We start from the raw sequence: 13,041 nt of genomic DNA on the forward strand, positions 1-13,041 counted from the left end.
GACCCCGGCCGGGCCGGTTTCGCCGAGGTGGAGCTCACCGCGGTGAACGTGAGCTGGTTCGGCGGAACCCGCCAACACCCGTTCACCGTCGCGGTGTTGAGGTCCGGCGACCCGGCTCCGCAGGAGTTGCGCGGCACCTATCTGCAGCCGTCGGTGTTCCCGCGCTGGGTCCTCGCGGTGGGTTCGATCCTGCTGGCGCTGCTCGTGGTGTTCGTCATGATCTGGCTCCGGCACGACACCGGCGTCAAGAGCCAGGCCGCCGAGCAGGCGCCCGCCAAGCAGATACCGCTGCCGCAGGGCTCCCAGAGCCCGCTGCCCTCCGCGCCGCCGTCGCCGTCCAAGGCGCCCGAGCCGCCGCCGTCGGCCCCGGCGCCGCCCGCACCCAAGCCGAAGCCGGAGGGCGGCGGTTCCGGTGGCGGTGGTGGCGGTGGTGGCGGCGGTCCGAAGAAGCCCACGTACGACCCGACCAAGCTGGTCCGCATCCAGTCCGGGCTCGGGATGTACCTGACGACGGCGACGGACCAGAAGCCGGAGGGGCGGTACGTCTACACGGCGAACGAGATCAAGGACAACCCCACGTGGGACCAGTACTGGTACGTCCGGCCGCTGCCGCGCAACGAGTTCGCCTTCACCTCCTCCTCCGAACCCTGGGCCGTCGCGGACAACACCCGTGAGGGCAACCAGATCCAGATGTGGGGGGCTTCGGGTGGCAAGCCGAGCCTCACGAACGGGCAGATGACCAGCAACCAGAAGTGGTCGATCGAGCCGATCGAGGGGGCGGACGGGTTCGTGCGCCTGATCAGCAAGGACGGGGCCTGGTGCATGTCCGACCTGTCGCCCAACGACAAGGTGCTCCAGGTGTCGGAGGTCCGCCCCTGCGGCGCCCTCCCCGCCGACCAGCAGCGCTGGCGCATCGTCCCCTAGCCCCCTGGGGCTCCGCCCCGCCCTTCCCCAACGGCCCCCGCGGTCCGCAGACGACAGCGGGTTGAGGGGCGCGGGGAACTGCGCGAGCAACCACGCACGGTCCGCAGGCGACAGCGGGTTCGGGGGCGCGGGGAACTGCGCGAGCGGCCACGCACGGTCCGCAGGCGACAGGGGGTTGAGGGGCGCGGGGAACTGCGCGAACGGCCCCCGCGGTCCGCAGGCGAGAACGGGTTCAGGGGCGCGGGGAACTGCGCGAGCAACCACGCACGGTCCGCAGACGACAGCGGGTTGAGGGGCGCGGGGAACTGCGCGAGCAACCACGCACGGTCCGCAGGCGACAGCGGGTTCGGGGGCGCGGGGAACTGCGCGAACGGGCCCCTCGGTCCGCAGGCGAGAACGGGTTGAGGGGCGCGGGGAACTGCGCGAGCGGCCACGCACGGTCCGCAGGCGACAGGGGGTTGAGGGGCGCGGGGAACTGCGCGAACGGCCCCCGCGGTCCGCAGGTGACAGCGGGGTTCAGGGGCGCGGGGAACTGCGCGAGCGGCCACGTGCGGTCCGCGGCCGAAGGCGGGGTTGGGGCCGCGGACCAAGGGGACGCTAGGGGGCCCAGGGCATGCCCGTGCCCGGGACGAGGCGGCCGGACTTCACGTACTCGCGGCGCGCACCCGCCCGCACGTCCGCGACGGACACGGCGGAACCCCGCCCCGCCGCGAGATACCCCGCCGTCACCGCCGCGGAGCGAATCGCCCCGCCCGCAAGCTCGAACTCCTTCGCGCACGCGTCGAGTTCCGCGTCGAGATCCGGCTCCTGCGGCACCCCGGCCAGACAACTGCGCCACAGCACGGCGCGCAGCGCCACATCCGGGAACGGGAAGTCCACCACCAGGTCGAGCCGCCGGGTGAACGCCTCGTCGATGTTGGCCCGCAGGTTCGTCGTCAGGACCGCGATCCCGTCGAACGCCTCAAGCCGCTGCAGCAGATACGCGCTCTCCAGGTTCGCGTACCGGTCGTGCGAGCTCTTCACCTCCGACCGCTTGCCGAACACCGCGTCCGCCTCGTCGAACAGCAGCACCGAGTCCGTCCGGTCCGCCTCGACGAAGATCTTCTCCAGGTTCTTCTCGGTCTCCCCGACGTACTTGTCGACCACGGACGACAGGTCGACGACATACATGTCCAGGCCCAGCTCACCCGCCACGACCTCCGCCGCGAGCGTCTTGCCGGTGCCGGAGTCGCCCGCGAACAGTGCGACCACGCCCCGCCCGCGTCCGCCGCCCGTACGCAGCCGCCACTCCCCGAGCACCCTGTCCCGGTGCCGGGCCCGTCCGGCCAGCTCGTGCAGCATGCCGAGGGGTTCCTCGGGCAGGACGAGGTCGCCGAAGCCGACGGCCGGCCGCACCCGACGGGCGTGCCGGTCGAGCAGCGGTGCCGAGAGCAGCCGGGCGCTCCGCTGGACGTGGGCCAGCCCCACCGGCGTCCCCTCGAACCCGGCGAGCGCCACCGCGCCCCTCGCGGCCCGCCGCACCTGTCCGGCACCGAGCCGGTAGGGGCCGACGGCCTCCGCCAAGTCGCCTTCGTATGAAGGGAGTTCCTCGGTCCAGGCGGTCAGCGGATCGGTCTCGGCCGTCGTGTCCTCCAGGGCGAGCAGGGATGCCCCCGGGGCCCACGTCGGGTCGTACGGGACGGTCCCGGCGAACACCACGGTCACGTCCGGCACCGCCAACTCCCGCACCAGCGGCCCGGGTTCGTCCGGCAGCTCGACGACGACGGCGGTCCCGGCGCCGCGCAGCCGCGCCTCGCGCAGCAGGGCGCGGGCCGCGACGGGGTCGGCGCGCTCGGGGCGGTGGCGCAGGACGGACCGCCCGGCGCCGCGCAGGGCCGAGGTCACCGCGTCCGCGCCGCTCCCGGCCCGCCGCTCGCGCAGATGGACGGCGACCGGTTCCGGGGCGAGCGCGATGCGCGCCGCGAGGCCGTCGGTGGGTGCGGTCCCGTTCGGCGTCAGCAACTCGACGTGTGCGTCGGCCAGTTGGCCGTCCATCGTGTCGTCGCCCAGCAGGTGGGCCACCACCCGCTCGGGCACGCGCAGCGCGCGCCCCGGCAGCGGCCGGTCCTCGTCCTCCAGGGTCACGAGCCCGCCGGTGATCAGCGGTGCCGCCGCGTGCAGCCGGGCCCGTGCGGCCGGGTCGTGCGGCCCGGTCCCGGCGAGTTCCAGGGCGAGCGCGACCGAGGCCCGGCGGCGGCCCACGTCGTCGTTGAGGTAGCCGTACAGCGGCTCGAAGCGCCGGTCCACGTCGGGCGCGAGCGCCGCCACGAGGAGCAGCGTGTCCAGCTCGCCGAGTCCGAAGTCCTGTGCGAGCGCCGCCATCCGGTCACCGGGCGCGGGCGTGAACGAGTGGTCAGGGACCGGGAGTTCGGGGGCCGGGGAGTTGGCAAGGCGGGACGCCGTCTCCGCCGAGACGTACAGGCCCCGCAGCGGGTCCTGCGCCGTCGGATCGTCGGCGGAACGGGCCTCGACCAGGGCCGCCACCGACGTCCGCAGATGGTCGAGCCGGAGCAGCAGCGCGCGGGCAGCCTCGTTCACCGGGCGCCACCGTCCTTGCCGGCCCCGTCCTTACCCGGGGCGCCCTTCCCGGCCCCACCCTTCCCGGCCCCACTCTTCCCCGAGGCGTCCTTCCCGGCACCGCCCTTCCCGGCACCGTCCTGCGGGCCACCGTCCTGCGTACCGGCGTCCTTGCGGGCATCGCTCAGCGAGCCCCGCATCAGACGGGGCTTCGCGTCGGCGGGGACGCCGTCGCGGCCGCGTACCGTGATGACGCCCTCGGTGACCGGCGGTGCGACCGGGTACACCGGCGTGACCGGGAACGGCGTCGTGATCACCACGTCGAGCGAGGGCTTCAGCTCGCCGCCGAGCGCCGACCAGATGTCGGCGAGCGAGCGCGACTCGGCCGGCGGCACCGCGACGGTCAGCGGTATGGACACGTTGTAGGCGTCGAGCGCGCGCGGCACGAACTCCTGCGGCAGCATCTCGTGCGGCAGCAGGCACGCCAACGCCCCCGAAAGAAGCCGGTGTTCGTCCTCGGGGCGGCTGGTCCACGCGGTCAGGAGATACGAGAGCCGGTACCAGCGCGGCGGCTGGCGCCTGCGCAGCACCACGCCGTTGGCGTCCCGCTCGGCGTACGAGCCGCGCTCGCGGCGGGCCACGTCCTCGCGGATGTCGTACAGGTAGGCGTTGAGGGTGGGGGTGTTGCGACGTGCCGCCCAGTCACGGGTGGGGGCCTCGAAGACGACCTCCCCCGTTCCGTCGGGCAGCGCTCCGCCGCGCAGGATGCGCCGCAGCGCCTCGTCGATTTCGTGGATCATTGAGCCAGTTTCCCGAGTTCCCGGACACGGCCGCACCGCGGGGTGCGGCGGTGAGTGAGCGGTGCGGGCCCGCGGTGGCCGGGCCGGCCCGGACCGCGAGCCGCGGCGGCCTAGATGTAGCCCTCGCGCAGCGCGTAGGCCACGGCGTGCGCGCGGTTGGTGAGCTGGAGGCGGGTCATCAGGGCGTGCAGGATGTTCTTGACGGTCCGTTCCGAGTAGGCGAGCTTCTCGGAGATCTGCCGAGTGTCGAGCCCCTCGGCGACCAAGCGCAGCACGTCGACCTCGCGCGGCGCCATCCCGAACAGCGGCGGGGCCGAGGACGAGCCCGCGGAGGCGGAGGTGGTCTCCGAGCGGCGCAGGCGGCCCACTTGGACGAGCAGTCGGCTGATCAGGTCCGGCGGCAGCTCTCCCTCGCCGCGCGCCGCACTGTGCACGGCCTTCAACAGGCGCTGTTCGGTGGCCTGGTGGCGCCACAGGATGGCCCGCACCCCGTATTCCACCACCGTCAGGAGATCGGGTTCGCGCAGCTCGCGGGCTATGAGCACGACGCGCTGCTCACCGCCGCGCACCACCCGGCGCAGCTCGGCCGACGCGGCGTCGTCGACCTGGTCGACGAGCATGACGGCGACCGTGGGGTCGGCGGGACGTCCGTCGGTCTCACGGGCCTCGCGGCTGTCCCGCAGGACTTCCACGGTCGGCTGGTGCTGGAGGTGACTGATGACCCCGGCCCGGCTCAGCGGATCGGAGGCGTGAACGGTCACCGTGACACGATTCGCGAGCAATGGCATTCCCTGTCCTTTCCTTCCCCGTGCTAACCGACCGATACAGACTGGTCGGCCCCGATCAACAGCGAATCAACAACCGTTGAATGGGCCACGGATACTGCCAAGAACAGTCGAAGTCGGCAGGAAAAGTGGTGGGGGCCCGGGATCGGTACGATCCCGGGCCCCCATCCCTCAAGTCGCCGCCCTATGCGGGCTTCTCCTCCAGGCGGGGGAAGAGCACCGCGCCCTTGGTGACCTTCGCACCCGGAGCCGACGCACCCCAGACGCCCGCGTCCTGGACCCGCTGGCCGGCGAGCGCGCCGAGCGCCGCCTCGGCGCCGAGCGAGTCCCACAGCTTCTGCGAGGTCTCCGGCATCACCGGGTTGAGCAGCACCGCGATCCCGCGCAGCGCTTCGGCGGCCGTGTACAGGATGGTCGCGAGCCGGTCCCGGCCCTCGGCCGATTCGTCCTTGGCCACCTTCCACGGCTCCTGCTCGGTGAGGTAGCCGTTGACCTGCTTCACGAAGTCGAAGACGGCCAGGATGCCGCCCTGGAAGTCGAGTTCGTCGCCGATGCGCCGGTCCGCCTCGGCGACCGCCGTCGCGAGCCCGTCGTGGACGGCCCGCTCCGCGTCCCCGTCGGCGGGCGCGGCGGGCAGCTCCCCGCCGAAGTACTTGCCGACCATCGCGGCGACCCGGGACGCCAAGTTGCCGTAGTCGTTGGCGAGTTCGGAGGTGTAGCGGGCGGTGAAGTCCTCCCAGGAGAACGAGCCGTCCTGGCCGAAGGCGATGGCCCGCAAGAAGTACCAGCGGTAGGCGTCCACGCCGAAGTGCGAGGTCAGGTCCTGCGGCTTGATGCCGGTCAGATTGGACTTCGACATCTTCTCGCCGCCGACCATCAGCCAGCCGTTGGCCGCGACCCGGCCCGGCACGGGAAGGCCGTTGGCCATCAGCATCGCGGGCCAGATGATCGCGTGGAAGCGCAGGATGTCCTTGCCGACGAGGTGCACGTCGGCCGGGAAGATCTCCTCGAAACGGGCCTGGTCGGCGCCGTACCCGACCGCCGTCGCGTAGTTGAGCAGCGCGTCCACCCACACGTAGATGACGTGCTTGGTGTCCCACGGCACCGGGACGCCCCAGTCGAACGTCGACCGGGAGATCGACAGGTCCTGAAGACCCTGCTTCACGAAGTTGAGCACCTCGTTGCGGGCCGACTCGGGCTGGATGAAGCCGGGGTTCGCCTCGTAGAACTCCAGGAGCTTCGGGCCGTACTCGCTCAGCTTGAAGAAGTAGTTCTCCTCCTTGAGGAGCTCCACCGGCTTCTTGTGGATGGCACACAGCTGGGTGCCGCCCTCGCCCTCGATCAGGTCGCCGGGGAGCTTGTACTCCTCGCAGCCCACGCAGTACGGGCCCTCGTAGCCGCCCTTGTAGATCTCGCCCTTGTCGTACAGGTCCTGGACGAACTCCTGCACCCGGTCGGTGTGCCGCTTCTGGGTGGTGCGGATGAAGTCGTCGTTGGCGATGTTCAGGTGCTCCCAGAGCGGCTGCCACGCCTCGCCGACGAGCTTGTCGCACCATTCCTGCGGGGTGACGCCGTTCGCCTCGGCCGTGCGCATGATCTTCTGACCGTGCTCGTCCGTGCCCGTCAGGTACCAGACCTTCTCGCCGCGCTGGCGGTGCCAGCGGGTGAGCACGTCACCGGCGACGGTGGTGTAGGCGTGGCCCAGGTGCGGGGCATCGTTGACGTAATAGATGGGCGTGGAAACGTAGTACGTCGGCGAAGGCATGCGCTGAATCCTATCCGCCGGTGCCCGGGCACCCGCCCGGGATGTCCGGATGCCGGACGGCCTGCAGGCGCCTGCCGGACGCCCGGCGGACGGGTTCCGGTGGTCCGCCGGGGAGCTGTGACGACGGCTGCCCGGCGGGCGGGTGCAGGCCGTCCGCCGGGGAGCTGTGACGACGGCTGCCGGAACGCGGAGAGGTTTGCGAAACACCCCCTGTCGTAACAAGGACGCATCCTGGGACGGAAGGGGGCACGTGCACACGAAGGACGAGAACATGCGGGTACTGGTCGCCGAGGACGAGGAGGTCCTCGCCGAGCTCGTCGCCACCGGGCTGCGCCGGGCAGGCTTCGCCGTGGACACGGTCTACAGCGGGGACGCGGCCCTCGCCTACCTGGGCCTGCACGACTACGACGTGGTGGTCCTCGACCGGGACCTGCCGCGCGTGCACGGCGACGAGGTGGCCCGCCGTCTCGTCGCGGACGCCTCGCGCACCCGCATCCTGATGCTGACCGCGTCCGCCTCCATGGAGGACCGCGTCGAGGGCCTCGACCTCGGCGCGGACGACTACCTGGGCAAGCCCTTCGAGTTCCCCGAACTGGTCTCACGCGTCCGCGCGCTGCGGCGGCGCAGCGCCCGCCCGGTCCCGCCGGTCCTGGAGCGGCACGGCCTGAGCCTGGACACCGTGCGGCGCACCGCGCACCGAGACGGCCAAGAGCTCGACCTCTCGCCCAAGGAGTTCGCCGTGCTCCAGATCCTCCTGGAGGCCGACGGCGCGGCCGTCTCCGCCGAGGAACTCCTGGAGCGCGCCTGGGACGCCAACGCCGACCCGTTCACCGGCGCGGTCCGCGTCGCCATGAGCAAGCTGCGCGGCAAGCTCGGCGAGCCCGCGCTCATCCGTACCGTCCAGGGCGTGGGGTACGCGCTGTGAAGGGACGCCCGCGGTGATCAGGGCCCGTATCGCGCTGATCTTCGGCGGAGTCTTCCTGACGCTCGGCGCCGCGCTGCTCGCCGTCGTCAACCTGCTCTCGCGGGCCGGCACCCAGGAGCAGGCGACCGCGATCGCGACCCGCGCGACCACGCTCCGCACGCCGGGGCTGCCCGCCTACTACCGGACCCAGGGCGGCACGGCCCTCGAACCGCTCACCGTCTACCGGCTCAGCGCCGACGTCAGCGACGCCGCCTCCGACCAGACCGCACTGTGGTCCACGCTCGCGCTCATCGCGATCGCGCTGCTCGCGGTCGTCGTCGGCTGGTGGACGGCGGGCCGGCTGCTGCGGCCCGTGCACGTCATGACCGCCCGGGCCCGCAAGCTGACCGCCAGCAATCTGCACGAGAGGGTGGGGGCCGCGGGTCCGGACGACGAGCTGAAGGAACTCGGCGACACCATCGACGACCTCCTCGGCCGTCTCGAAGCGGCCTTCGACAGCCAGCGCCGCTTCATCGCCAACGCCTCGCACGAGCTGCGCACCCCGCTCGCCACCCAGCGCGCCGCGATCCAGATAGGCCTCGACGACGACGCGAGTCCGGCCGACCTCGCCCGCACCCGCACGACGCTGCTCGACAACAACCGGCGCAGCGAGCAGCTCATCGAGGGACTGCTGATGCTGGCCCGCAGCGAGCGCGGCCTGGAGCGGCGCGAGGAGGTGGACCTCGCGGAGGTCGTGCGGGAGGAGGCGGCGCGCTACGACACCGTGACGGTGGACGCGGCGCCTGCCGTGGTGCGGGGCAACCGGGCGCTGCTCGCCCGCCTCACCGCGAACCTCCTGGCCAACGCGGTCACCTACAGCGAACCGGGCGGCCCGGTCGAGGTCACCGTGTACGGGGGCCGGCTCGTGGTGGCCAACCCCGCGGGACCCGAGGTCGCCGCGGACCGGATTCCCGCCCTGTTCGAGCCGTTCCGGCGGGGCGAGGGGCGGGACCGGATGGGGCCGGGGGCGGGCCTCGGCCTGTCCATCGTGCGCTCCATCGCGGTGGCCCACGGCGGAACGGCCACGGCGGAGCCCGGCGCCGAGGGCGGGCTCACCGTGACCGTCTCGCTCCCGAAGGCGACGCGGGCGCGCGTTACGGGCGGTAGGAGCTGAGCAGTCCCCGGTAGACCTCGGCGTCGCTCAGCTCGCGGGGCGCGGGCCCGGCGTGGAAGAACCCGACGTGGTCGTGCTCGCCCTCGGCGCCGCGCAGGAAGTCGAACGCCTTGGAGTCGTCCTCGCCGAACGCCACGAACTGCCAGTACAGCGGCTTGTCCGAGACGTCGGTGAGGGCCTGGCGCGCGGGCAGCTTGGCGTCCGGTGCGCCGTCCGTCTGGAACACGACGAGCACCGGGCCCTCGTGGCCGGACTTCTCGACGTGCTCGACGACCTCCTCGACGGCCCGGTGGTAGCTGGTCCGGCCGAGCCGGCCGAGCCCGGCGTGCGCCTCGTCGACGACACCTTCGTACGCGTCGAGGGTCACGTCGACCGAACCGTCGATGTCGGTCGAGAAGAACACGGTGTGGACGGTCGCCTCCTCGTCGAGGTGCGCGGCCAGGGCGAGGACCTGCTCGGCGAGACCCTGGGCGCTGCCGTCCTTGTAGTACGGCCGCATCGACCCGGACCGGTCGAGCACGAGGTACACCTTGATCCGGGCCCCGTTGAGCCCCGCCTTCTTGAGCGCGGCCCCGGCAGCCTTGTAGGCGCCGGACAGCCCCGGAGCCCGCGACTTGACCCGGGCGGCGGAGACGGCGGGCTTGGCAACGACGGGCTCCGCCCGGACGGCGTCGGGCTCGGGCTGTACGGGCTCGGCCTCGGCCTCGGCCTCGGCCTCGGCCTCGGCCTGTACGGGCTCGGCTTCGGGCTCGGGCTCCGCCTTCGGCTCGACCACGGCTTCGGGCTCGGGCTCGGGCTCGGCGACATCCTCAACCGGTACGGGTACGGGCTCGGGCTCTACGACGGGCTCGGCCGGTACGGGCTCGGGCGCGGGCTCCGGCTCGGCGATGGGTGCGACCTCGGCCTTGGCCGCTGCCGGCCCGGGCTCCGCCTTCGGCTCGACCACGGGCTCGGGCACTGCGGGCTCGGCCGCGGGCTCCGCGACGGGCTCGGCCTTCGCCGCTGCCGGCTCGGGCTCCGCCTCGACGGGCTCCGGCTTCGCCTCCGTGCGGGGCTGGGGGACATCGGCGGCACCCGTCGAGCCGTCGGCGGGGGAGCCGTCGGAAGAAGGGGCGTCGGAAGGAGAAGCGTCGGACGGGGAGGCGTCGCCCGGGGTTCCGGCCGGCGGGCGGGGCCCGTCGAACGCGGCGGCGACGAGCTTCTCCGCCGGGGACAGGTTGCGCCGCCCCGGCGCCGGGACGGAGGGCGCGGCCGCGTCGGCCGGCGTCTCGGCGGCCTCGGCGGTGCGTTCCGTCTGGGGCGGTACGGAAGCCGCCGTCGGCTCGGCACGCTCCGTGCCTTCGCGTCCGAACACCTTGCGCAGCAAGCTCCGAATGCCCATGGGAGAGGCCTTTCGCATGAGTTGGGTGCGATACGTACCGCACTGCGCCACAGATCCGGGAGCAGACCCCTGGCCAGCGCAGACACGTAAGGTTAGCGACCCGGTGGGCTAACTCGGCGGAGCGCCCCCGCGCCAGCGCCCGATCTGCTGGGCGGGATCGCCCGTGTAGACCCAGGGAACCAGGGCGATCCGCTCTCCGAGCAGCCCGACCAGAGCCGCGCCCTCACGCGTGAGCCCCGCACAACAGGCCGCGTGCGCAAGGTAGTTGAGCTCCGCGGCCTCCTCCGCCCGGATGGGCCCCGGGACGCGGCCCCCGAGCCAGCGGTCGTAGGTGCGCAGGAGCTCGGTCACGGCGAGCTCGTGGTTCCAGTGCTGCCCGAACCCCCGCACGGGACGCCCCTTCGCGGCATCGGAGACGTACCGGTACTCCTCGACGCGGGCGATCTGCACGAGCACGGGCAGCGGGGAGCCGGCCGGGGCCGCGCCCGCCGCGTCCCGCGCGAAGTCGTACATCGAGCCGTGCGTCCCGTGCCAGCGCGCCGAGAAATAGCGCAGCATCTGGACGTGCCCCTCCAGGTGGTACGGGTCGCGCCGCCGCAACTCCTCCCACCATGACCGGAGTTCACTGCGGGCGACCCCGCCCTCGTACAGGCGCACCACGGTGAGCAGCGAGGCCCAGGGGGTCGGGTCACCGGGGCGGGCGTCGGCGGCCGCGAGGCAGGCCATGACGGCGACGTCGATCCGGTCGCGGTCCGTCCCGGCGCCGCGCCCGGCGGCGATGGCGCCGTTGAACACCCGGGTCACCTCTGTGGCGGCCCGCAGGACCGCCACGTCCGGGTTGGCCGGTTCGGCCGCCCGCCAGGCCTCGACGACGGACGACCCGGCTGCGGCGTTCGCGAGTGCCCGGATGCGATGGGTGCGCAGCGGCCAGTGGTCGCCGGTGGCCCGCAGCAGGTCGCGTACGCCCTGCCAGCGGCCGATGACGATGTCGTGCCGGGCCGTGGTGAGCGCGCGGTCGCCGAGGTCGGCGTCGAAGGACAGGTCCGCGCTCCGGCCGGAGCGGCGGCGCAGCGCTGCCATCCGTGTCCCCCTCTCAGAAGTCGGTGGGGTGACCGGCGTTGACGTAACTCGGGCCCCTGGTCGGCGAGTTGGGGTGACCGGCACCGGCCTCGAAGGAGCGGGTCGCGTCCAGGCGGGCGGGGCGGTAGTAGGCGCTGCCCCGGCGCCAGTACCAGAGCAGGGGAATCAGCCCGGCGAGCAGGCTGCCGAGGCCGATCGTGACGGCGGCGGCGCTGAGCCGGGTGAGCGAGGCGCCGAAGACGCAGAACATGAAGACCGAGCCGAGCAGCGGCCAGAGGCCGCCGAGCAGGAACGAGCCGAGGGATTCGGTGAGGGTCCTGCGGTAGGCGACGACGGCGGCGAGCCCGGCGAGGCCGTAGTAGAGGGTGGTCTGGAGGCCGATCGCGGCGAGCGCGTCGGCCATGATGTCCCGCACCGAGCCGAGCGCGTTGGAGGCGACGAACAGGAGCAGCGCCACCGCGCCGACGACGAGGATCGCCACCCACGGGGTGTTCCAGCGGCGGTGCACGGCGCCGAGCGCGCCCGGCATCGTCCGGTCGCGGCCCATCGCGAACAGGGAGCGGGTGACCTGGATGAGGGTGGTCTCCAGGGTGGCGATGGTGGACAGGACGACGGCGAGCACCATGAGTCTGCCGCCGAAGCCGGGCCAGATCCGTTCGCCGAGCAGGGCGAGGACATTGGTCTGGCCGGCCTCGATCTCGCCGCTGGTGAGGAGGATGTTCACGGCGACGGTGTAGGCGACGAACAGGGCGAAGACGACGGCGACGCCGACCAGCGCGGAGAGCCCCGCGGTGCGGCGGCTGTCGCGGGTCTCCTCGCTGAGGTTGCTGGTGACGTCCCAGCCCCAGTAGTAGAACGCGGCGATGAGGGTGCCCGCGGCGAACCCGGAGACCCCGTCGAAGTGCCCGAAGCCGAGCCAGGCCCAGTCGAACGCGACGACCCCGCCGCCCTCCCCGATGTGCACGAGCGCGCCGACGCAGAAGCCGCCGAGAATGGCCAACTCGACGCCCGAGACGACGAGTTGGGCACGGGCGGAGAGCCGGGCGCCGCCCAGGACGACGGCCAGCATCAGGAGGAACCACCCGGCGCCGGTGGTGGTCGCGAGCGCGGTGTTGTGGGCGAGGGCGGGGTCGAAGAGGCCCAGGGTCATCTGGCCGGCGGGCAGCGAGCCGGCCACCATGAACAGGGTCGCGGCGACGACGAGCGCCCAGCCGCTGATGAAGCCGAGGAAGGGGTGCAGGGTGCGGCCCACCCAGGAGTAGGCGGCCCCCGCGTTGACGTCGATCCGGCCGAGGCGCCCGAAGGCGAGGACGATGCCGAGCATGGGTATCGCGCAGTAGAGCAGCGCCGCCGGGCTGGCGAGCCCGACCGCCGCCACGAGGACGGAGGTGGTGGCGGCCAGCGAATAGGCGGGCGCACTGCCGGCGACCGCCATGACAACGGTGGCGAACGTGGACAGTACGTTGGGTTGCAGTCCTCTGCCACCGGTGCTGTTGCTCATGGCCCGAACATCCTTTGACGGTGCGACATATGGCGGTATGTCAGAAACTCCGGGCCTTGCGACGCTTTGCAGTACCACGACAACCCGAAGTCGACGGCATCGTAGTCGTCACCCCACCCCTCCAGTGGTCCAGACCGGACAGGTCGGTAGACAGGGCGAGAGACAGGGCGG

General features: G+C 72.8%; 10 protein-coding genes. 3 read left to right on the forward strand and 7 right to left on the reverse strand.

The window, feature by feature from the left end:
- The coding region (locus tag IE267_RS37945; RefSeq protein ID WP_373304642.1) for an RICIN domain-containing protein at nucleotides 1-924 on the forward strand (924 nt) is incomplete at its 5' end.
- Nucleotides 925-1,521: 597 nt separating this feature from the next.
- Here the strand turns inward: IE267_RS37945 and IE267_RS37950 are convergent.
- The 4 genes from IE267_RS37950 to metG form a co-directional block, all read right to left on the reverse strand.
- On the reverse strand, nucleotides 1,522-3,501 hold the full coding sequence (locus tag IE267_RS37950) for an ATP-binding protein (RefSeq protein WP_189766393.1): 1,980 nt from the start codon (nucleotides 3,499-3,501) through the stop codon (nucleotides 1,522-1,524).
- Entirely contained in the window at nucleotides 3,498-4,280 is a 783-nt protein-coding gene (locus tag IE267_RS37955; RefSeq protein ID WP_189766394.1) for a Pvc16 family protein, read from the reverse strand. The genes IE267_RS37950 and IE267_RS37955 overlap by 4 nt, the downstream gene beginning before the upstream one ends.
- Nucleotides 4,281-4,390: 110 nt before the next feature.
- Nucleotides 4,391-5,068 (reverse strand): helix-turn-helix transcriptional regulator, encoded by a 678-nt coding sequence (locus IE267_RS37960; protein ID WP_189766395.1) that lies wholly within the window; start codon nucleotides 5,066-5,068, stop codon nucleotides 4,391-4,393.
- 181 nt (nucleotides 5,069-5,249) lie between these two features.
- A complete protein-coding gene (gene metG, locus IE267_RS37965; protein WP_189766396.1) occupies nucleotides 5,250-6,830 on the reverse strand; it encodes a methionine--tRNA ligase in 1,581 nt (526 codons plus the stop codon).
- 271 nt (nucleotides 6,831-7,101) lie between these two features.
- Here metG and IE267_RS37970 point away from each other — a divergent pair, with 271 nt between their 5' ends.
- Together IE267_RS37970 and IE267_RS37975 are read left to right on the forward strand one after the other, a co-directional pair.
- Nucleotides 7,102-7,755, forward strand: coding sequence for a response regulator transcription factor (locus tag IE267_RS37970; protein WP_167159723.1), 654 nt, complete (start codon nucleotides 7,102-7,104; stop codon nucleotides 7,753-7,755).
- Nucleotides 7,756-7,768: 13 nt separating this feature from the next.
- Nucleotides 7,769-8,908: a sensor histidine kinase gene (locus IE267_RS37975; protein ID WP_189766397.1), complete on the forward strand. Its 1,140-nt coding sequence runs from the start codon at nucleotides 7,769-7,771 to the stop codon at nucleotides 8,906-8,908.
- On the opposite strand, the gene IE267_RS37980 is transcribed toward IE267_RS37975, so the two are convergent.
- The 3 genes from IE267_RS37980 to IE267_RS37990 form a co-directional block, all read right to left on the reverse strand.
- The gene (locus tag IE267_RS37980) at nucleotides 8,889-10,289 is read right to left on the reverse strand and encodes a VWA domain-containing protein (RefSeq protein WP_189766398.1); all 1,401 of its coding nucleotides are present in this window, start codon (nucleotides 10,287-10,289) and stop codon (nucleotides 8,889-8,891) included. The two genes, IE267_RS37975 and IE267_RS37980, sit on opposite strands and share 20 nt — an antisense overlap.
- Nucleotides 10,290-10,397: 108 nt before the next feature.
- Entirely contained in the window at nucleotides 10,398-11,369 is a 972-nt protein-coding gene (locus tag IE267_RS37985; protein ID WP_189766399.1) for a hypothetical protein, read from the reverse strand.
- Between the two features lie 13 nt (nucleotides 11,370-11,382).
- Entirely contained in the window at nucleotides 11,383-12,870 is a 1,488-nt protein-coding gene (locus tag IE267_RS37990; protein WP_189766400.1) for an APC family permease, read from the reverse strand.
- Between the last annotated feature and the right edge of the window lie 171 nt (nucleotides 12,871-13,041).

The sequence above is a fragment of the Streptomyces xanthochromogenes genome (assembly GCF_014650455.1).
GTDB lineage: Bacteria > Actinomycetota > Actinomycetes > Streptomycetales > Streptomycetaceae > Streptomyces > Streptomyces xanthochromogenes.